This is a genomic window from Weissella ceti (assembly GCF_018394055.1).
GTDB classification, from domain to species: Bacteria; Bacillota; Bacilli; order Lactobacillales; family Lactobacillaceae; genus Weissella; species Weissella ceti.
Window position 1 is genome coordinate 450,005 of the sequence record NZ_CP074441.1, and the last position, 21,738, is coordinate 471,742.

The following is a 21,738-nucleotide window of genomic DNA, read 5'->3' on the forward strand; positions in this document are numbered from 1 at the left end:
GCAAGCTAACAAATGTGTGTGGTATAATAAATTTGTTGGATAGGAAATTTAGTTAGTAGAATTCAGAGACGTTGCGGTTGGTGCGAGCAACGCTACTTAAATTTCTTGCTCCCAATGGCATGACCGACTATGAAAGTAGTCCGCTTATCAGCGTTAACGATCTATTAAGAGGTAATGATGACAGACAATCATTGCAAACAGAGTGGTACCGCGTTGAAGCGTCTCTGATTTGTAGTGGTTTTCTGTCTTTTTTTATATATTTAAGAAGTGAGGCCGCATTATGAAAGAATTATCATCCGCACAAACACGCGAGATGTTCTTACGTTTCTTTGAAAGTAAAGGACACAGTATTGAACCGTCACAACCATTGATTCCAAAGGACGACCCAAGTCTATTGTGGATCAACGCTGGTGTGGCAACATTGAAGAAGTACTTTGATGGAAGTGTTATCCCTAAGAACCGTCGCATTACAAACGCCCAAAAGGCGATCCGTACTAACGACATCGAAAACGTTGGGCACACTGCTCGTCACCACACATTGTTTGAAATGATGGGTAACTTCTCAATTGGTGATTACTTCAAGGAAGATGCTATTCCATTCGCTTGGGAACTATTGACTAGCCCAGAATGGTATGACATTGATCCAGAAAAGCTATACGTTACTGTGTACCCAAATGACACAGAAGCTAAGCGTATTTGGCTAGAAGTTGTTGGGATTGACCCAACACACGTCTACGAAGAACCAGATAACTTCTGGGATATCGGTGAAGGACCATCTGGACCTGACTCAGAAATTTTCTTTGATCGTGGATCACGCTTTGACCCAGAAGATGAAAAGGAAAACTACCCAGGTGGTGAAAACGATCGTTACCTTGAAATCTGGAACATTGTGTTCTCACAATACAACCACTTGCCTGGTTTGACAGACAACAAGGACTACCCTGAACTGCCTAACAAGAACATTGATACGGGGATGGGACTAGAACGTTTGGTATCAGTATTCCAAAACGCTGACACAAACTTCGAAACAGACTTGTTCATGCCAATCATCAAGAAGGTTGAAGAACTTTCAGGTGTTAAGTATGGTGAAGATGCAGAACGTGACGTGTCATTCAAGGTTATTGCTGACCACGCACGTGCCGTAACATTTGCTATCGGTGATGGTGCTTTGCCATCTAACGAAGGTCGTGGATACATCATCCGTCGTTTGCTACGTCGTGCCGTTTTGCACGGTCGCAAGCTAGGAATTGAACAATCATTCATTAACGAATTGGTCCCAGTAGTTGCTGACATCATGCACGCATACTACCCAGAAGTTAAGGAAAACGAAGAATACATCACTTCAATCGTTGTTGCCGAAGAAGTTCGTTTTAACAAGACATTGACTGCTGGTTTGGCCTTGTTGTCAGACGTTATGGCTGATGCCACTGACATGATTGATGGTTCTGTTGCGTTCAAGATGTATGACACATACGGATTCCCATACGAATTGACTGTTGAAGCGGCTGAAGAAGCAGGTTTGACTGTTGACCGTGCAGGATTTGATGCTGCTATGAAGGAACAACAAGAACGTGCACGTGCCGCTCGTGGAACACAAGCTTCAATGGGTGTGCAAAACGAATTGTTGACAAGCCTAGACACACCTTCAACATACGTTGGTTGGTCAGAATTGGTTGTTGAAGAAGCACAAGCTGTTGCCATCATCGTTGATGGTGACTTGGTTGATGCAGCTTCAGAAGGAACTGCGCAAATCATCTTCAACACAACACCATTCTACGCAGAAATGGGTGGACAAGTGGCTGACCACGGTGTCGTACTTGATGCTGAAGGTAACGTTGTTGCCAACGTCTTGGACGTTAAAAAGGCCCCTAACGGACAACACTTGCATGAAGTTGAAGTTGTGTCAGAAATTGACAACAACGGTGTTTACCGTTTGGAAGTTGATCAAGCATACCATGCTGCAATTTCTAAGAACCACACGGCAACACACATGCTTGACCAAGCAATCCGTAACATCTTGGGGGAACACTCATCACAAGCTGGATCATTGGTTAACGCAGATGGTCTACGTTACGACTTCACTTACAATGGAGCCGTTCCAGCTGAAAAGTTGGCTGAAATTGAAGACCTAATCAACCAAAAGATTATCGAAAACTTGCCAATTTCATGGGTAGAAACTGATATTGAATCTGCTAAGAAGTTGGGAGCTGTTGCTGTCTTTACTGAAAAGTATGGTGAAAAGGTTCGTGTTGTTTCCATTGGTGACTTTAACATTGAATTTGACGGTGGAACGCATGCGTTGTCTACTGCTGAATTGGGAATGTTCAAGATTACTAGTGAACAAGGAACTGGAGCAGGAATTCGTCGTATCGAAGCCGTTACAGGTCAAGGTGCCATGAACTTGTTTAAGCAACACGATGCATGGTTGAACAAGGCCGTTGAACAAGTTAAGGCCCCACAACTAAGTGAAGTAAATGACAAGATTGCAGCACTTCAAACAGCTTTGAAGGATGCAGAACGTCAAGTACAAGCACTTGAACAAAAGTTGGCCAACCAAAGTGCCAACGATGCGTTCACACACGTTGTAGAAGCTGGATCATTCACATTGATTTCTGCTGAATTGGCAGTTGAATCAATGGATGCCTTGCGTGCAACTGCTGACAATTGGAAGCAAGAATACCCATCTGACGTCTTGGTCCTTGCGGCTAACTTGGGTGATAAGGTAAACTTGTTAGTAGCAGCATCACCAGACGCTATCAAGCAAGGTGTTAAGGCCGGTGACCTAATTAAGGCTATCGCCCCAGCAATTGGTGGTGGTGGTGGTGGTCGTCCAGATATGGCACAAGCAGGTGGTAAGAACCCTGCTGGTATCTCTGCCGCATTTGAACAAGCAAACGATTGGTTAGCTGCGAAATAACAGCTAGGAAAGAGGTGTTTTATGAACTCGCTAGATCACACAACTTTATTCAATGTAAATCGTAATGAAGATCACGATGTACGTAAGATGTTGGAAACAGTATACGAAGCACTTGAAGAAAAGGGATACGACCCAACAAGTCAAATTGTTGGTTACTTGATCTCAAATGACCCTGCATACATTCCTCGTGTGAACGATGCGCGAAACATGATTCGCAAATTCGAACGTGACGAAGTAATTGGTGCCTTGGTTAAGAACTACTTGGGGAAATAAATGGGACGCTTACTAGGTTTAGATGTTGGTTCACGAACTGTAGGTGTTGCTGTTTCTGACGTATTCGGTTGGACATCACAAGCACTTGAAATTATCCGTATCAATGAAGATGAAAAAGAATTCGGTATTGAACGTATGAAGGAAATTGTTGCTGAACAACAACCAACTGGATTCGTATTAGGACTACCCAAAAATATGAATAACACATCAGGTCCTCGTGTTGAAGCTGCTGAAGCTTATGGGGAACTGTTAAAAGAAACATTTGGTTTACCTGTTGATTATCAAGATGAACGCTTAACAACGGTTGAAGCGGAACGTATGTTGGTTGAAAAAGCCGATGCGTCTCGTAAGAAGCGTAAGCAAGTTATTGATAAGCTAGCAGCGGCCTTGATTTTACAAAACTATCTTGACCGTAAGGGACCTTTGGTCAAGTAATTAAAGGAGCTATAACATGAGCAATGTAAACGAAGAACAAGATATTATCTCATTGTTTAACGAACAAGGAGACGAAGAATTATTTGAAGTGTTGTTCTCATTCCACGATGATGACTACAACAAGGATTACATCTTTGTATACCCTGCAGGCGCTGACTTGGATGAAGGTGTTGACATCTTCCCATTCATCGTTAACAGCAAGGATACTGAAGGTACATTCGACGAAATCGAAGATGACGCCGAATTTGAAATGGTAAGCGAAGCTTTGAACCGTTACTTGGACGAAGCTGAATAAGTAAAATTGAGCCACTGTTTGGTGGCTCTTTTTTGTCAGGAGATATAAATATGCTTGATGCACAAAATGAAGAAATCTTTGTCCTAACAGACGATGACGGAAATGAACAAACATTCGTTGAAATGTTCTCATTTGATTCAGAAGATTATGGTAAGTCATACATCGTATTGGCCCCAGACGTAGACACAGGGGAAGACGTAACTGTTTTGCCGTACATCTACAACCCAAATGATGAAGATGAAATGCTACAACCTGTTGAGACACAAGAAGAATTCGATATGATTGAAGAAGTTATGAACACTTTGTTCGCTGATGGACACATCTAATCAAATAATTTGAATAACCAATAAAAACCGCGTCTTTATCTAAATGGTAAGGAGGCGGTTTTTATGTTGGAATATTTACAAAATAAAGTAACTGATTTTGTTGGCAAATATCGTTGGTTTCTCGTGGCACAGCTAATTGTGATTGTTTGTTGTGGGCTGTGGGGTCTTAATAGTACAAAAATTATTGAGACCAAGCAGAATGAGACAGAAAATTTGCGGGTTAATACCTTAGAAAATTTAAATGGAGATAAGTCAGGCACGATGATCGAGCAAAGTAGCCAATCAACCGAACGGAGTAAAGAAAAGGCGGTAGTCAATAATAATGATGGATTAGGATTTGTGGATATTAAGGGCGCTGTTCACAAGCCAGGCATTTATCAAGTATTACTCACTGAACGTATTGTCGATGCGTTGAAAAAGGCAGGTGGTGTGACATCTGATGCAGACTTAGCACAATTAAATCAAGCAAGTAAAGTAGCAGATGAAATGGTTATTTACGTCCCGAAAAAAGGTGAGAATATAAGGGGGATGCTGGGGGGAACCTCAGTACAAAGTACAGAAGATGCGTTAGTCAATCTAAATACCGCATCTGAACAAGAGTTAATGACCTTACCAGGGGTAGGACAAAAACGTGCCCAGGATATTATAGCTTATCGAGAAGATAAAGGATTTCAGGCAGTATCAGATTTGGGACACGTTCCTGGTTTTGGTCCTAAAATGTTAGCGAAGTTAGAGGCTTTGGTGCAAGTGTGAACAATAGTTTCTGGTTTTGGTTAAGTATTGTTTGTGGAAGTTTGAATTTAGGGTTCTTGAACACTAACATCTATGGTGTTTGGTTACTATCGATATGGGCCTTTATTGTGATTTGCTATTACTTCCCGAGTAAAATTAACTTGAGTGTCGTCATTGTTGTGCTGTGTGTGACATGGTGGCAGTATCGAGAATATCAATTGGCACAACAGATAACTAAACAAGGAACGTATAACACAACTCTGACGTTACATCGTGATGATTTCAAATGGCAGGCTGGTTATTTAACTGGTACAGCTAAGTTGAGCTCAGGGGAAATGGTTAAAATAAAAGGCAAAACGGCGATGCCGCCTGATGAGATGACAATGGAATTATCTGCGGAGATTAGTTGTACGGCAATTGAATCTAATCGGAATCGATTCAATTTTAATCCGCAACAATATTGGCATACGAAAGGGATTGTATTAGAGGTGTTGCTCGTACGTAATGTCATATGGCAATTAAATAATGACGGGGCGCTGGAAGCATACGTTAAAAGTATTCATTATAATTGTGTGCAGTGGTTTGAACGACTGCCAGCAGGGTTACGAGACTATGGTCAAACACTATTGCTTGGATACACACGTTCAGAATTTTATGAAGATAATAAAGGGATTCAGCGTTTAGGACTGGTTCATTTATTTAGTATTTCAGGTTTTCAAGTGACGTTGTGTTTCAACATCTGGTTCACGTTGGCACGATATTTTCGACTCTACCGAGAAGATGCACAAATCGGGTGGTTTGGTGGGCTACTGTTTATCTGGCTATTTGCTGGAGGTGTTCAAAGTCTGATCCGGGCCATTTTAGCGAGCGGTGTAAGTACGTACAATCAATTAACCCACAAACTAATTTCGGGTGTAGACGTATGGGGTATCGTGCTAATTGGTAGTCTGATTATTGAACCCGGTGTATTACATCAACTGGGTGGTCAATTATCATTTCTATTGAGCTTTGGCTTGTTATGGTTGCACAAAGTTTCTTTTTGGCAAGTGAATTTGATTTTAAATCTATTAATTGCCCCCTTGTTGTTAGTGCATACGTATGCTTGGCAGCCAATTGGCGTTTTAGTTAACTTTTTTGTGATTCCAATCTTCGCGTTTATCGTAGTGCCAATAGTGTTTGTGGGCGTTCTGGCGAGTATATTACATTGGCAAATGATTCGAGATTGTTGTGAATCTGTGGTGTGTTTTGTCCAATATGGCATCAAGTTAGGTGATGCCATACCTGGTGAAATTATGAGTGGGCAACCTGTGTTGTGGTGGGTAATCATAACGATTGGGTGTACGGCTTACATGTTAGTGAAACACAATTGGCAAGCCTATGGGCTAGTTGGGGCTTGTTATGGATTCCTGATATGCGGTGTTGGTGCACCAAATCAGACATTTGTAGCCTTTATTGATGCTAAACAAGGTGATGCAACTATCTGGCGCACAAAGGCGCAGGAAGTATATATGATGGACGTGGGTGGTCAATTTGATCGTCCAAACGATCGACACAAGAGAAAGCCAAATGTGGTCGCCAATCAATTATGTACAGTCTTGAAAGGGTACGGGATTCGAAAAATTGATCATCTGATTTTAAGTCATCAAGATATTGATCATATCGGTAATTTTGCGAGTCTCGTAGAAAAATGCCATGTACAGAATGTCTATGTTCCGGCGGGGATGAAAGCCACTAAAAATTTTAAAACATTGATTCAGCCGTTTTTGACAACAAATACCAGCGTGCACGAGGTGTTGGCTGGCCAGAAAATAGGTCGTGCGAGTGTCATTCATCCATTCAAGATGGGGATGGGTAAGAACGAAGATTCAATTTCGATTGTCCATGAAGTTCTGGGGAAGCGATTCTTACTGACCGGTGACTTGGACGTTGCTGGTGAGGAGACAATGTTAAAGCAGTTCAATCTTGGACGAATTGATGTACTGAAATGTGGTCATCATGGCTCTAAAACAAGTACCTCTGATGCATTGTTAGATCGTATCCTGCCAGAAGTGAGTATCGTGAGTTCTGGCAAAGATAATCGGTTTAAACATCCACACGAAGAAGTATTAGCGAAATTACGAAGGCATATGATTCCACTTTTGAATACGGCAGAGGTGGGAATGATTTATTATGAAGATCAACGATGGCAGACAATGCTGAGGAAAACTTAGATAGCGATTGTATTATCGCGATTGATGTGGCACGATAAAAGAAGTGATTAAAACAGTTGGGGAGAATGGCATGGCGATAACGTTAAAAGAACTAAAGAAAGATTTGGCTAATCAAAATAGCGCTCCAGTATACTTAATTCAAGGTACGGATCAATATTTGTTGGATCAGACACGTACATTGTTTACAGACTTGATTCCTGAGGAAGATCGTACGATGAATTTCGCGCAATTTGATATGCGTGAAACTAATTTAGCTGTGGCTTTAGATGATGCACGTGCAGTACCTTTTTTCGGGGATAAGCGTGTGGTGTTAATCGATAATGCTTATTTCTTAACGGGTGAAACAACGCGCGGTAAGATTGAACATGTGCCAGAAGAATTGATTAATTATGTGCAACAGCCAGAACCGCAAACCATCTTGGTTATTTTTGCGCCATATGAGAAGTTAGATGGACGTAAAAAGGTCACAAAGTTATTGAAGGAACGCGCTGGCTACCTAGCGTTTGGCGAATTAACTGAACGCGATATTCATCAAATTGTGCAACAACGCGTTGAAGAAGCGGGGTACGTTATAGTACCTGCTGCGGAACAAATGTTGTTTCAACGAACAAATTTGTCATTAACGCAAATCATGATGGAATTAGAAAAACTATTACTATATACGTATGACACGAAACAAATCACGGCAGAAAGTGTTTCTGAAGCAGTCACAAATACTCTTAGTCAAAACATCTTTGATTTGATTGAGGCACTGTTAAATCAGAAATTGCGTCAAGCGGTGGAGTTGTATCACGAATTGATTTTAAATGGTGAAGAGCCATTAAGATTACATGGTGCTATGATTGGACAATTCCGCTTATTGCTACAAGTTAAGTCAATGACACTTAGTGAACAGGGGATAGCAACCGCTTTAAAGGTTCATCCATATCGTGTTAAGTTGGCGAAGCAAACAGTACGTAAGTATAGTTATGGCGCCTTAGCGCAAGCCTTTTTGGGGTTAGTCCAAATGGAAGAACAGCTGAAATCAACAGCTCGTGATCCAGAGTTGTTATTTGAATTATTTGTTTTGCGTTATCAAGAAACATCTGCAAAATAAGACTTGAATTCACATAAGTGTTTCGTTATACTAATTAAGTACATTTGTACATGACCTCATACGATGTTTGACGGTTCACCGTCGTTTTACGTTGTATGTGGCGACTAATAAATTATGAAAGGTGGATATCCAACATGGCAATTTCTGCACAACGCAAGAATGAAATCATTAAGGAATTCGCACGTCACGAAGGTGATACTGGTTCAGTTGAAGTTCAAGTCGCAGTTTTGACTGCTGACATTAACGAATTGAACGCTCACATGTCAGAACACAAGCATGACTTCCACTCACAACGTGGGTTGATGAAGAAGATCGGTCACCGTCGTAACTTGCTACGTTACCTACGTGATAACGAAGTACAACGTTACCGTGAATTGATCCAAAAGCTTGGATTGCGTCGTTAATTTTTTAATTAACCCGTACGTATTTTTTGACACTTATCTCCGGAGGAAAAAGCGATGCCAATTATTGAGTCATCAATCCAACGTGCCCGCTTGAACAAGGTACAACGCGAACGCAACGTTCAACAATTGAGTGCTTACCGCACTGAAGTGAAGAAGTTCCGTAAGGCTGTTGAAGCTGGATCAGACAATTTGCAAGAATTGTTTGCCAACGCCTCAGCTGCTATCGACCGCGCTGCATCAAAGGGCTTGATTGCTAAGAACAAGGCTTCACGTGACAAGTCACGTTTGTCAGCTTTGTTGAACAAGTAATCAACGTTGATAAAAAAAGAAACAGCTAACTTAGGTTAGCTGTTTTTTTGTGCAGTTTTTAAGTATACCATTAGTAAAATAATGTTATTGAGTTTAAAAAATCGAATTGTTATACTAAGTTAAGTTTAAATTTCAATATTTTTAACTAATGGGTATGTTGAGGTCATGCTCATAAAGAATGTTTGAAATGGCGACGATTAGGGGATATGAGAAAAATGTTTTTATGGGGGGAGCCTAATGGAACGTACAATATTGTTAGAGTTGGAGCAATATAAGGACATGTTGGATGAAGAGTTGATTACACATGATCAATATAATGCGCTTGAGAAAAGCTTGTTGTCGTTGGAAATTAGCCATCGATTAATGGGGAGTGTATCAGAAGAGTGTCTATCTTCAGTGAAAAATGATATGGTACTTGCAACTGAGTCATCAGTAGAAACGCGTGCTGAGCATCATCAAAAAAGTATGTTTAATTTTGAAAATGTCATGTGCATGTTTTCGGTGGTTTTTGCAGTTATTGCAATTTTTTTGGTACCGGTCTTTTTTGGGACGATGGGGATGATTTTAGGCGTGTTAGTTCGTGATAAAACGCGCGCAATTGGAAATGCGTTGATTATTCTGAATATTGGAATGACGATGTTAGGAATGGGTGTAGGGACCCTGTCCGTCTGGTAATGGATACACAATCAACATAAACCAGCTCGTTAATTATTATTAACCATAAAGAAAAAGCCTTAGAGGACTCTCCTCTAGGGCTTTTACTATACATCTTATAATTTCGTACTTGATTCTTTATCCAATGAAACGATGTTGGCTTGGAACGATGAAGCAGGTAATGCGATACTGCTCAAATGTGAAAGTAGCAAGATTAACCAGAAGAATGCCAATGCACAGGCTACGATTTCAAAACCAGTTAATGACAAGAAGTGGAACTTTTGGAAGAAAATTGTGACCACGACTAGTGCGCCTCCAATAGCATAAGACATGTAAATGAATTCACGCCCCGCATTAGGCAAGAACCATTTGATGCCAACAATCATTAATAGAATAATAACCACCAATGTCTGGGCAACGTAATCATGCACAACATTTGTCCATCCAGGATTGTTTGGGAACAAACCAACACCAGCCAGGGTGATGGCTAATAAAGCAAATAAGATACGTAGTGCGAATAAACGACGGTTGTGGGTCATGCTGGCTTTTAGACTAGTAAATAGGTAATCAACCAAAGTTAACATAATCAAACCTGAGAAAATCAAGGTGAAGTTGAAGTACATCGCGTTTTTAACATGGTCAGTACCTAAATAACTAAAGTTGAATTGCCACCAATCAGGCTGTCCACTGGTTAGCATTGAGAATAAAATACCACCGAATAAAGTTGCGACTAACACACCTGTGATTGTTGAAAAATCAATGTTTCGTGACGCAATCATCAAAATGTATGAACTAATACCAACGATTAAGCCAATTAAAATGGCTGACGTGTATTGATCCAAATGTAGGCCAATGAAGGCGCGTGAGAAAATACGGAAGAAAATCGCAACGATGGCGAAATATAGAATGCCGTAGGCGAGGGTCAATGTGAAAATATGACGCCAACGTAAATTCCATTTTTGTTGGGTACGATTCTTGGCTAGGGTGATTAAGAAACCACCACAACCAAAGAATAAACTCAAATAAATTGAAATTTGTGCAATTGAATTGGCGCCTGATAGTGGCACCTGTGGGGTTTTTTGAATCAAAAAATTGATGAACGCCAGAATCCCGCTAATAATAGCAGCAAAAGCAAAGTATCGAATTAATACTTTTTCATCATGACGATCAGTATCGATGTTTTCGAATGTGATATTGCCGTCTGCATAAATCGCAGTTACGTGGGTATCCTTTTTGAAAGCACCTTTGTCAACCATCTCTTGTGGAATCTCCAAATATAGATGTTCCTTTGTGTCCATGGGAGGCACTCCTTTTCTAACTCGGCATAATTGCCCGTCTTTTATACAATCAAAATTAATTATATATGAAGATAAACCTTTAGGGAATATGAGTTATGCGTTGAACGTTGATTTTGTACAATCGTTGCTTGCCTATTGGTTAGCATCGCATTTTGTGCTATATTATAAGTTAATAAAAGGAAGTTGGGATTTTGATATCCTGTTAAAAATAGACTACAGAAAAGAATAGGGAAATTATGAACACGACATTAAACATTATGCCGTTTGGTGGTGTCCGTGAAAACGGAAAGAACATGTACGCTGTAACGGTAAACGAAGACATTTTCATCTTGGATGCAGGGTTGAAGTACCCTGAAAGCGATCTATTGGGTGTGGATGTCGTTATTCCAGATTTTAACTACTTAGTAGAACATGCTGATCAAGTACGAGGAATCTTCTTGTCACATGGACACGCAGATGCTATTGGTGCTTTGCCATACTTGTTGAGCAAGATGCAAGTGCCAGTCTTTGGGTCAGAATTGACATTGGAATTGGCAAAGTTGGCCGTGGAAGCTGAACCTTTGGCTAAGGGATTTGATGACTACCACGTCGTTAACGAAAACAGTGAAGTTGCGATGGATGCAGTAACTGTATCTTTCTTCAAGACAACACACAGTATTCCAGAATCATTGGGAATTAACTTGGAAACACCTGAAGGCCAAGTTGTCTACACTGGGGACTTTAAGTTTGATACAACAGCAACACCAACATACCAAACTGATTTGGCCCGTCTTGCCGAAATCGGAAACAAGGGTGTTATCGCATTGCTAGCCGATGCTGCTGGAACAGCTAACACAACTGTAACTGATCACGAAATTGATTTGGGCAAGTATGTGCTTGAATCATTCCGTGCACATGCAACTGAACGTATTATCGTGGCAACAGTTGCCTCAAACATTCTACGTATCCAACAAGTCATTGATGCTGCATTCAAGACAGGACGTCGTATTGTCTTGTCAGGAAATGACATTGAAAAAGTTGTGCGTACTGCCTTGCGTTTGAATAAGCTAGACTTACCAATGCGTGAAAATGAATTGTTCGTCTCAATGAAGAACATGGATAAGTTGGCGCCTGAAGAAACAGTAGTTCTTGAAACTGGGCGTATGGGAGAACCTATCCGTCATTTGCAACGTATGGCACAAGGTGAAGACCGTAACATGCAAATTCAAGAAGGTGACTTTGTATTTATTGCAACAACACCCGCAGTTGCAATGGAAGGTTTCGTTGCCCGTACACGTGACGTTTTGTTCCGTGCTGGTGCCTCTGTACAACAAATTAGTACAGATAAGAAGTCTTCAGGACACGCCAGTCGTGACGACTTCCAATTGCTATTGAACTTGTTGAAGCCGCAAAATGTAATTCCCGTACAAGGTGAATACCGTGTCTTGAATTCAGCAGCTAAGGCAGCTTACGCAGTTGGTTACACACCTGAACATGTTTTCTTGCTAGAAAACGGAGACCGTTTGAACTACTCAGAAGGTCAAATGGAATTAGGTGGGTCAATCCAAGTGACATCAACCATGATTGATGGATCTGGAGTTGGTGATATTGGCTCAATTGTCTTGAATGACCGTCGTATCTTGTCAGAAGATGGTGTATTCATCGCCGTGGTGACAATCGACCGTAAGAAGAAGAAGGTTGTGGCCAAGCCTAAGTTGGATTCTCGTGGATTCGTCTACGTGAAGACATCTCGTGACTTGATTCGTGAAGCAAGTGAACTTGTTGAGAAGACTGTTACCGACGGCATTCAAAACACGAAGGAATTTGATTGGTCAAACTTGAAGAACTCAGTGCGCGATGTATTGGGGAAGTTTTTGTTTGAACAAACACACCGTAAGCCAGTGATCTTGCCAGTTATTATGGAAGCAAACCAAAATGGTCGTCGTCGTAAGAAGACACCAGCTAAGAATGCTAATAACAATAACGCCCAAAAGAAGCAAAACAATGGTGGAAATGCGAAGGATGGTCAAGCAAAGCCAGCCAAGAAGCAAGCACCTAAGAAAAAGCAAGCGCCAAAGGCACAAGGAAACAAGCCAGCGGACCAAAACAACCAAAATAACAAGCCTGAAGGAGCAGCTCCAAAGAAGCGTCGTCGTCAACGTAAGCCAAAGGCTAAGACACAAACGCCAGCTAATGAAGCACCAAAGGCAGAATAGTAAACCAGCTGGGATCTTATTTCTTATAATAAGGTGCCAGCTTTTTTACAAGGAGAAACCAATGACCATTGCAGAATTAGAACAAAGTGGCCAAGTTGCATATCAAGAGCAGGACTATAATAAAGCAGTTGAATTATTCGAGGCTGCCTATGAAATGAAACAAACCATTGCACTTAATCAACAATTGGTTGCGAGTTTAGACGCAGCCGAACAATTTGAACAAGCTTTTCGGATTATGACTGAGCTCTCTTGGGCAGCATATACAACATTGGATATGCAAACACAGTTTATTCATATAGCGCTTCATGCGAAACGACCAATTGCGGCACGAAAGATGTTGCAACAGGTGATGACAAACCATGACGCATTGGAAAGTGAAATAAATGGGCTTGAAGAGAAGTTACGAGTGGAAGAAACGGTTAAAATCAAACAAATGACCCGTGATTTCTACCATTTAGGGGATGCTAGCTTAAATGATCAGAAACAACGCTTAACTGAGTTTGAACAATTGCCACTTAAAGAATATGAATTTGGTGCACAAGGAGTGTTAACGGATCCGTTTTCAAGTGCATTGATTCGTTCAACTATCTTTGACAGTCTGCAACGATTGGGTATCAACCATACAATCGATATGGTATCTGTGCTTGGTGAAACACAAGTAATTGTTCCTGCTGAAGTTGGACCGCTAACCAACATGCATACGTATCAAGCGATTATGCGTGTGTTAGATAATATAGAAGCGGACCTAGACCCAATGTTATGGCAAGGGGTACGCCAACAGGCAGAAGTGCTGTTGCAAATCATGTATCCGTTTCTTGATGATGGCATTGAGGATCCAAGGGTTTGGGTCCAAGACTTGTTAGGTTTATTAACAGGGATGAATGAGGGGCAATCAAGTCCAAAACAGCAGCAATGGTTACAAGCGAGTTTAAAGGCAATTGAAGAAGCTTTCGGATTTTAAATGAATTCATTTTGCCTAGTTTACAAACCGCATAATGTTTTATATAATTATGTCATCTTCTCAAAGGAGTGTTACTTTTTGCATGCATTTTTTGTGTGTTTTGGGTTTCATTCCATTTGGGAATGTTGTATACTTAAAAGCAAGCATGAAAGGTTAATCCCAAGGGGTTAACTTGCGAAATTTAGGAGGATAAGCTTTTGGCTAAAGAAAATTTTGAGCGCACTAAGCCTCACGTTAACATTGGAACTATCGGTCACGTCGACCACGGTAAGACAACTCTTACTGCTGCAATCTCTAAGGTTTTGGCCGACAAGGGACTAGCACAACAACAAGACTTCGCCGCAATCGACGCTGCGCCTGAAGAACGTGAACGTGGTATCACGATCAACACTGCACACATCGAATACGAAACTGAAGCTCGTCACTACGCGCACATCGACGCCCCTGGTCACGCGGACTACGTTAAGAACATGATCACTGGTGCTGCCCAAATGGACGGTGCTATCTTGGTTGTTGCCGCTACTGACGGTCCTATGCCACAAACACGTGAACACATCTTGTTGGCACGTCAAGTTGGTGTTGACTACCTAGTTGTCTTCTTGAACAAGACTGACTTGGTGGACGACGAAGAATTGGTTGAATTGGTTGAAATGGAAGTTCGTGAACTGTTGTCAGAATACGATTTCCCAGGGGATGATATTCCTGTTCTTCACGGTTCAGCTTTGAAGGCCCTTGAAGGTGACGCAGCTAACGTTGCAGTTATCGAAGAATTGATGGACACAGTTGACTCATACGTTCCTACACCAGAACGTGAAACTGACAAGCCATTCTTGATGCCTGTCGAAGACGTATTCACAATCACTGGTCGTGGAACTGTTGCTTCAGGACGTATCGACCGTGGAACTGTTAACTTGAACGATGAAGTTGAAATCGTTGGTTTGCACGAAGACGTTCGTAAGACTGTTGTTACTGGTATCGAAATGTTCCGTAAGTCAATGGACCAAGGACAAGCTGGAGACAACGTTGGAGCATTGTTGCGTGGTGTTGACCGTTCAGAAATCGAACGTGGTCAAGTTTTGGCAAAGCCTGGATCAATCCAAACTCACAAGAAGTTCTTGGGTGAAGTCTACGTATTGTCAAAGGAAGAAGGAGGTCGTCACACACCATTCTTCACTAACTACCGTCCACAATTCTACTTCCACACTACAGACGTTACTGGTGTTGTTCAATTGCCAGAAGGTGTAGAAATGGTTATGCCTGGAGATAACGTGACATTCGACGTTGAATTGATCGCTCCTGTTGCCATTGAAAAGGGATTGAAGTTTACTGTTCGTGAAGGTGGCCGTACTGTTGGTGCCGGAACTGTTTCAGAAGTCTTGGACTAATCTGAATTTTCAGTAACGAAAATCTTATTAGCTTATAGCAATATGAGTTAATTAAAAAAACCGTTTGATTCTTATGAGTCAAGCGGTTTTTTTGTGCTTAAAATACAGATACGACCCTTGAAAATGTTTGCAACCGCTTTCATGAAAGTCTACAATGGAATTGTATTAATGTTTTAGAAAAATGAATAAGGGGATAGGTATATGTTAAGTACTATAATGATATTTATTATCGCGTTACTTGCCGGTATGGAAAGTGTGCTAGATTCGTGGCAATTCCATCAACCGATTTTAGCTGCAACGTTAATTGGGATTGCGTTTGGGCATCCGATTGAAGGATTGATGTTGGGAGGATCCTTGCAGTTGATTACCTTGGGATGGATGAACGTTGGGGCAGCCATGGCACCAGATACGGCGCTTGCGTCAATCGCCAGTGCTATTCTGGTTACTGGGCCAACTCAATTGTCAGTTAGTGAAGGAATTGCGATTGCGATTCCATTAGCGGTCGCAGGACAAGTTCTGACAATCTTCTTGCGTACACTTTTGGTGTCATTTGCGCATATGGCTGACGATTATGCCAAACAGGGAAAAGCAAAGGCAATTGAAGCACTTCACTTTATTGGACTAGGGTTGCAGGGCCTACGTGTAGCAATTCCAGCAATGTTGATTTTGGCGTTGCCGGCTGAAGCTGTCACTAACGCAATCCAATCAATTCCACCAGTGATTACAGGTGGGTTGCAAGTCGCAGGTGGCTTCATCGTTATTGTTGGGTATGCGATGGTTGTTAATATGATGGCATCAAAGACGCTTTGGCCTTTCTTGTTCTTGGGATTCGCTTTGTCAGCTCTGACAGAATTGAATTTGACCGCGATGGGAATCATTGGCGCGGTCTTGGCGTTGATTATGACGCAACTAACACATTATGACAGTCAAGACATGTCTACCGATGATGATCCGCAACTAGCTGGTCAAAATGGACCAGTTAGCTTGTTGACGCGTAAGGATCAACGTCAGACATTCTTACGTCAAGGTTTCTTGCTAGGATCATTCAATTATGAACGTATGCAAAACATGGGCTTTGCGTACATTATGATGCCAACTTTGAAGCGTTTATACGCTGATAAGCCAGTAGAGTACGCACAAGCGCTACGACGCCATTTGGAATTCTTCAACACACAACCATACTTAGCAGCGCCAATTGTTGGTGTGTCTATGGCGATGGAAGAACAACGTGCACAAGGGGCAGAAATTGATGATGCCACGATTTCATCCGTCAAAGTTGGGATGATGGGGCCGGTTGCTGGAGTAGGAGACCCCTTATTCTGGGGAACATTACGTCCCGTAATTGGTGCCTTAGCAGCATCTTTCGCTGCGCAAGGATCAATGATCGGTCCGATTTTATTCTTCGTCGCCTGGAACGTGATTCGTTTAGCAACCTTATGGTATGGACAAAAAGTTGGATACGAACAAGGAACGAACATTGGTCGTAACTTAGCCGGAGGTTTAATGCAACGAGTCACACAAGGTGCCTCAACTATGGGTATGTTCATGATGGGAGTATTGGTGCCTCGTTGGACGACAATGAATTTCCCGTTGATTATCTCAACGATTAAGACCGATGCAAACCAATTCATTAACTTTGATGGTATCCAAGCTAAAATGGCTGAAGGCACATTGAATGGATCAGACGTTTTGGATATTGCTAATCAAATGATGAGTGGAAAGGTCTTTGATGCAGAAAAGGTAACGACTCTAGGAGATTTGTTTAATCAATTAATTCCAGGGTTGATGCCAATGATTGCATTGTTTATTGTCTTAGCACTACTACGAAAGCGCGTATCACCAATTACAATTATTTTTGGCATCTTTGCCATTGGAATTCTTGGATTCGCTTTGGGAATTTTCGGCATTTAACATTAAAATGAATTTGAGGAATGTCTAGGTAACTAGCATTCCTTTTTGTTTGGTTGAAGGTATTCACAGTAAAGTCGAGATAAATCAGGTGTTTAGTAAGTATTAATCAGTGAATTCACGACATTTTATAGTTCGACGGTACAAATGTTCTGGCTAATCTGCTATAATTATCTGGTATGTAAGATAGTAATTAAATCATAATTCAATTGTGATGTGGAGGAATTTATAAATGGCAAATGCAGTATTCACTAAGGGTGATGGAAACAACGGAACGTTGACATTCGACGTACCAGTTGACGTATACGAAAAGGGAATCGACCAAGCGTTCCAAGACGTGAAGAAGGACGTTTCAGCTCCTGGATTCCGTAAGGGAAAGATGCCTAAGCAAATGTTCATGCAAATGTACGGTGAAGAATCACTATACAACGAAGGTTTGAACAAGGTTTTGCCAGAAGTTTTCGACAACGCAATTGTTGAAGCCGGTGTAACTATGGTTGGACAACCTAAGATCTCAATCGTTTCAATGGACAAGGGACAAGACTGGAAGATTTCTGCTGAAATCGAACTTGCACCTGAAGTTGAATTGGGAGACTACAAGGGACTAACTGTTTCTAAGGTAGACTCAACTGTTTCAGAAGAAGAAGTTGCTGCTGAATTGACACGTTTGCAAGAAGACCAAGCTGAATTGGTATTGGTTGAAGCTGCTGCTCAAGACGGTGACACTGTTGTTATCGACTTTGATGGATCAGTTGACGGTGTTCACTTTGATGGTGGAAAGGCCGAAAACCACAGCCTAGCTTTGGGATCAGGATCATTCATTCCTGGATTCGAAGAACAATTGGTTGGGGCAAAGGCTGGGGACTCAGTTAACGTTAACGTTACTTTCCCTGAAAACTACCAAGCAGAAGACTTGGCTGGTAAGGACGCTTTGTTCGAAGTAACTGTTCACGAAGTTAAGTCAAAGGAAACTCCTGAACTTGACGACGAATTCGCCAAGGATGTTGATGAAGAAGTTGCTTCATTGGCTGAATTGAAGGCTAAGATCGCTGAAGGGCTACAAGCTCAAAAGGATGCTGAAGCTGAAAACAAGAAGGAAGACGAAGCTATCAACGCAGCCGTTGATAACGCTACTATCGTTGGTGGATCATTGCCACAATCAATGATTGACGAAGATGTAGAACGTCAAATGAACCAATTCTTCGCTTCAATGCAACAACAAGGAATTACACCAGAATTGTACTTCCAAATCACTGGAACTTCTGCTGAAGACATGAAGGCACAATACGTTGAAGGTGCAGACCGTCGCGTTAAGACTAACCTTGTGTTGGAAGCCATCGTTAAGGCAGAAAACATCCAACCTTCAGAACAAGAAATTGCTGCTGAAGTTGCTTCATTGGCTGCACAATACGGTATGGAAGAAGAAGCTATCCGTAACGCATTGTCAGACGACATGTTGGCACACGACATTGCTATCAAGCAAGTTGTTGCTGAAATCGTTAAGTCAGCGGTTGAAAAGTAATTTAACCTCGCTTAACTTGAAAAAGATCCGGACTTGTCCGGGTCTTTTTTGTTTCTATAATAAATGAGAAGTGTTATGACATACCCTTAGCAATTAGCCCTAGGTCTGTTATAATTGAAGGTAACCGTATTAATAACACGAAAAAATAAGGGGGTAGCAGTGTGTTTAATCCTAATGATGATACAACAGGCATTGCTTACTGTTCTTTCTGTGGTAAGTCATCCGATGAAGTAAAGAAGTTGGTTGCTGGCCCAGGAGTTTATATTTGTAATGAATGTGTGGCTTTGGCCCAAGAAATTATTGACGAAGAAATCCAACAAGATGCGATGGATCTAACCCTAGATTTGAAGACACCACGTCAAATCGTGGATACTTTGAACGCGTATGTTGTTGGACAAGATGATGCAAAGCGTACGCTTGCTGTGGCTGTATACAACCACTACAAGCGTGTTAACGCAATGCTAGAAAACACTTTGGACGAAGACGGTGTTGAACTACAAAAGTCTAACATCGCCATGATTGGACCAACTGGTTCAGGTAAGACATACATTGCCCAAAGTTTGGCAAAGATTTTGAATGTGCCATTTGCAATTGCTGATGCCACGACATTGACAGAAGCTGGATACGTTGGGGAAGACGTTGAAAATGTTATCTTGAAGTTGGTACAAGCCGCTGATGGTGACGTTGAACGTGCTCAAACTGGAATCATTTACATCGATGAAATTGACAAGATTGCCAAGAAGGCTGAAAACGTGTCAATTACGCGTGACGTTTCTGGTGAGGGGGTCCAACAAGCGCTTTTGAAGATGATTGAAGGAACAATGGCTAACGTGCCGCCACAAGGTGGACGTAAGCACCCGAACCAAGACTTTATCCAAGTTGATACAACAAATATCTTGTTTATCGTTGGTGGAGCCTTCGCAGGGATTGAATCAATCGTTAAGGAACGTGTTGGAGCCAAGGTGATTGGATTTGGTACAACTAAGGAAGCTGGCAAGTTTGATGATACACAATCAGTGATGTCTCAAGTATTGCCAGAAGACTTGATGCGTTTCGGATTGATTCCAGAATTCATTGGTCGTTTGCCAATTTTGACTGCGCTTGAAGAATTAACTGAAGAAGACTTGGTTCGTATTTTGACAGAACCAAAGAACGCTTTGGTTAAGCAATACCAAGAATTGTTCAAGCTTGAAGATGTAAAGTTGAGCTTTACAGATGATGCACTAGCAGCGATGGCTCATTTGGCCATTGAACGCGAAACAGGTGCCCGTGGACTTCGTTCAATTATGGAAGAAGTGATGCGTGACATTATGTTCGAAGTGCCATCAGAAGATGATATTAAAGAAGTTATTATTAACGCCGATAACGTAACGGCTCACACAAGCCCAAAGGTTATCAAGAAGTAAGAGGAGAGCACTATGCAAGTCCATAACGTGGATCTTAAGATTTCGGCTGTACGCCCAAATCAATATCCAGATGACGGGTTCCCAGAAGTTGCCTTGGTTGGTCGTTCAAATGTTGGTAAGTCATCATTGACGAACACGTTGATCAATCGTAAGGCTTACGCCCGTACATCTTCACAACCAGGTAAGACACAAACTTTGAACTTCTACAACGTTGAAGACGCAGTTTACTTTGTCGATGTGCCTGGATACGGATACGCTAAGGTATCTAAGAAGGAACGTGAAAAGTGGGGACAAATGATTGAAACCTACTTGTCACAACGTAAGCAATTGCGTGGTGTTGTTTCTTTGGTTGATGCCCGTCACGCACCATCAGAAGATGACATTAACATGTACAACTGGTTGTTGTACTACAACATTCCAGTCTTAGTTGTTGCGACAAAGGCCGACAAAATCTCACGTGGAAAGTGGAATCAAGCTGAAGCTATGATTAAGCGTGAATTGGATTTCGATCCGAGTTCTTCAGAATTTACAATGTTCTCATCAGAGACAAAGTATGGAAAAGAACGTGTGTGGGAATGGATTGAAGCCCGCATGGAAGAGCCAGAACGACAATAATTAAGAAGTACCTGAGAATATTCTTGGGTACTTTTATTTTAAAAAAGAGGAGAAATGATATGAACAAGACACGTTATAAGGGAACTATTTTGGGCGAAGAAGTTGTGATTTCTGGAACAAAAGAAGAAACACACATGGATGCAGTTTTTGAAATTGTGAACAAGCAATTGAAGGAATTGTCACACATTAACGAAAACTTGAGTCGTGAAGACATGTTGACGCTAATTGCGATTAACGCGGTTTCAGACCAAGTAACCATGCAAGCAGAAATGGACGCTGAAAAATAATGATCTTATCAATTGTCATTGCCTTAATGCTAGTGATGAGCTTTAAGACAGGATACTACTATGGGTTTGTCCGTAGTATTGTCCGCATGACTGGTCGTTTTGTTGTATTGTTGTTTGCGACAATCTTAACGCTACCAGTTAGTACCTGGTTAGCAACAACAGTATTTAATGAACCAGCTGCAAATTTCTTGTTTAAAACAATTACTTTCGGTGTGTTGATGACGTTTGGTGGCTCAGTTTGGCACCGTTTTGAACGTGTGATGCACATCTTTAACAAGATTCCGTTGATTGGTTTCTTTAACCGTTTGACTGGTTCAATCGTATACGTTGCATTAGCATACCTAATGATCTATATCCTATTGTTGGTGACCAAAGATTGGTCAATTGATTGGTACCAAATCCAATTGCAACATTCACACCTTGCACAATGGATGTTGAATGAAACACCAACGTATACAAATGGATTAACAGATTGGTTAATGACGCAAATCCGCCGAATCGGATAGGCTG

Annotated in this window: 21 protein-coding genes; 20 read left to right on the forward strand and 1 reads right to left on the reverse strand. The window is 41.5% G+C overall.

Annotated elements, in window-relative coordinates; translation table 11 throughout:
• Window positions 1–280: 280 nt before the first annotated feature.
• The 11 genes from alaS to KHQ31_RS02360 all read left to right on the forward strand — a co-directional run bounded on the left by alaS (window position 281) and on the right by KHQ31_RS02360 (window position 9,672).
• Window positions 281–2,917 (forward strand): alanine--tRNA ligase, encoded by a 2,637-nt coding sequence (alaS, locus tag KHQ31_RS02310; RefSeq protein WP_213409381.1) that lies wholly within the window; start codon window positions 281–283, stop codon window positions 2,915–2,917.
• A 21-nt stretch (window positions 2,918–2,938) separates the two neighbouring features.
• Complete coding sequence (locus KHQ31_RS02315) at window positions 2,939–3,190, forward strand: IreB family regulatory phosphoprotein (protein ID WP_213409382.1); 252 nt, start codon at window positions 2,939–2,941, stop codon at window positions 3,188–3,190.
• Window positions 3,191–3,625 (forward strand): Holliday junction resolvase RuvX, encoded by a 435-nt coding sequence (gene ruvX, locus KHQ31_RS02320; protein ID WP_213409383.1) that lies wholly within the window; start codon window positions 3,191–3,193, stop codon window positions 3,623–3,625.
• A 16-nt stretch (window positions 3,626–3,641) separates the two neighbouring features.
• Window positions 3,642–3,920, forward strand: coding sequence for a DUF1292 domain-containing protein (locus KHQ31_RS02325; protein WP_009765495.1), 279 nt, complete (start codon window positions 3,642–3,644; stop codon window positions 3,918–3,920).
• Window positions 3,921–3,970: 50 nt separating this feature from the next.
• Entirely contained in the window at window positions 3,971–4,246 is a 276-nt protein-coding gene (locus KHQ31_RS02330; protein ID WP_213409384.1) for a DUF1292 domain-containing protein, read from the forward strand.
• A 63-nt stretch (window positions 4,247–4,309) separates the two neighbouring features.
• Window positions 4,310–4,999 carry a helix-hairpin-helix domain-containing protein gene (locus tag KHQ31_RS02335; RefSeq protein ID WP_213409385.1) on the forward strand — a complete coding sequence of 230 codons (690 nt, stop codon included), beginning with the start codon at window positions 4,310–4,312 and terminating at the stop codon, window positions 4,997–4,999.
• A 197-nt stretch (window positions 5,000–5,196) separates the two neighbouring features.
• On the forward strand, window positions 5,197–7,188 hold the full coding sequence (locus KHQ31_RS02340) for a DNA internalization-related competence protein ComEC/Rec2 (RefSeq protein WP_213409386.1): 1,992 nt from the start codon (window positions 5,197–5,199) through the stop codon (window positions 7,186–7,188).
• 70 nt (window positions 7,189–7,258) lie between these two features.
• Complete coding sequence (gene holA / locus KHQ31_RS02345; RefSeq protein WP_213409387.1) at window positions 7,259–8,284, forward strand: DNA polymerase III subunit delta; 1,026 nt, start codon at window positions 7,259–7,261, stop codon at window positions 8,282–8,284.
• A gap of 134 nt (window positions 8,285–8,418) precedes the next feature.
• Window positions 8,419–8,688 carry a 30S ribosomal protein S15 gene (rpsO, locus tag KHQ31_RS02350; protein WP_213409388.1) on the forward strand — a complete coding sequence of 90 codons (270 nt, stop codon included), beginning with the start codon at window positions 8,419–8,421 and terminating at the stop codon, window positions 8,686–8,688.
• A gap of 54 nt (window positions 8,689–8,742) precedes the next feature.
• Entirely contained in the window at window positions 8,743–8,997 is a 255-nt protein-coding gene (gene rpsT, locus KHQ31_RS02355; protein WP_213409389.1) for a 30S ribosomal protein S20, read from the forward strand.
• Window positions 8,998–9,234: 237 nt separating this feature from the next.
• On the forward strand, window positions 9,235–9,672 hold the full coding sequence (locus tag KHQ31_RS02360) for a hypothetical protein (RefSeq protein ID WP_213409390.1): 438 nt from the start codon (window positions 9,235–9,237) through the stop codon (window positions 9,670–9,672).
• 95 nt (window positions 9,673–9,767) lie between these two features.
• Here KHQ31_RS02360 and KHQ31_RS02365 read toward each other — a convergent pair whose 3' ends face one another.
• Window positions 9,768–10,949 (reverse strand): DUF998 domain-containing protein, encoded by a 1,182-nt coding sequence (locus tag KHQ31_RS02365; RefSeq protein WP_213409391.1) that lies wholly within the window; start codon window positions 10,947–10,949, stop codon window positions 9,768–9,770.
• A gap of 236 nt (window positions 10,950–11,185) precedes the next feature.
• On the opposite strand from KHQ31_RS02365, the gene KHQ31_RS02370 reads away from it, so the two are divergent.
• From KHQ31_RS02370 to KHQ31_RS02415, 9 genes are all read left to right on the forward strand, one after another.
• Complete coding sequence (locus KHQ31_RS02370; protein ID WP_213409392.1) at window positions 11,186–13,144, forward strand: ribonuclease J; 1,959 nt, start codon at window positions 11,186–11,188, stop codon at window positions 13,142–13,144.
• Window positions 13,145–13,205: 61 nt separating this feature from the next.
• Window positions 13,206–14,105 carry a hypothetical protein gene (locus KHQ31_RS02375; protein ID WP_213409393.1) on the forward strand — a complete coding sequence of 300 codons (900 nt, stop codon included), beginning with the start codon at window positions 13,206–13,208 and terminating at the stop codon, window positions 14,103–14,105.
• Window positions 14,106–14,302: 197 nt separating this feature from the next.
• Window positions 14,303–15,490 carry an elongation factor Tu gene (gene tuf, locus KHQ31_RS02380; RefSeq protein ID WP_213409394.1) on the forward strand — a complete coding sequence of 396 codons (1,188 nt, stop codon included), beginning with the start codon at window positions 14,303–14,305 and terminating at the stop codon, window positions 15,488–15,490.
• A gap of 201 nt (window positions 15,491–15,691) precedes the next feature.
• Window positions 15,692–17,401 (forward strand): mannose/fructose/sorbose family PTS transporter subunit IIC, encoded by a 1,710-nt coding sequence (locus KHQ31_RS07915; protein WP_319606724.1) that lies wholly within the window; start codon window positions 15,692–15,694, stop codon window positions 17,399–17,401.
• 229 nt (window positions 17,402–17,630) lie between these two features.
• Window positions 17,631–18,920: a trigger factor gene (gene tig, locus KHQ31_RS02395; RefSeq protein ID WP_213409395.1), complete on the forward strand. Its 1,290-nt coding sequence runs from the start codon at window positions 17,631–17,633 to the stop codon at window positions 18,918–18,920.
• A gap of 161 nt (window positions 18,921–19,081) precedes the next feature.
• A complete protein-coding gene (clpX, locus tag KHQ31_RS02400) occupies window positions 19,082–20,326 on the forward strand; it encodes an ATP-dependent Clp protease ATP-binding subunit ClpX (protein WP_213409396.1) in 1,245 nt (414 codons plus the stop codon).
• A gap of 12 nt (window positions 20,327–20,338) precedes the next feature.
• The gene (yihA, locus tag KHQ31_RS02405) at window positions 20,339–20,941 is read left to right on the forward strand and encodes a ribosome biogenesis GTP-binding protein YihA/YsxC (RefSeq protein WP_213409397.1); all 603 of its coding nucleotides are present in this window, start codon (window positions 20,339–20,341) and stop codon (window positions 20,939–20,941) included.
• A gap of 59 nt (window positions 20,942–21,000) precedes the next feature.
• Window positions 21,001–21,228, forward strand: a complete 228-nt coding sequence (gene zapA, locus KHQ31_RS02410) for a cell division protein ZapA (protein WP_213409398.1) — start codon at window positions 21,001–21,003, stop codon at window positions 21,226–21,228.
• Window positions 21,228–21,734, forward strand: a complete 507-nt coding sequence (locus tag KHQ31_RS02415) for a CvpA family protein (protein WP_213409399.1) — start codon at window positions 21,228–21,230, stop codon at window positions 21,732–21,734. Before zapA ends, KHQ31_RS02415 begins: the two co-directional genes overlap by 1 nt.
• The last annotated feature ends 4 nt before the right edge of the window (window positions 21,735–21,738 follow it).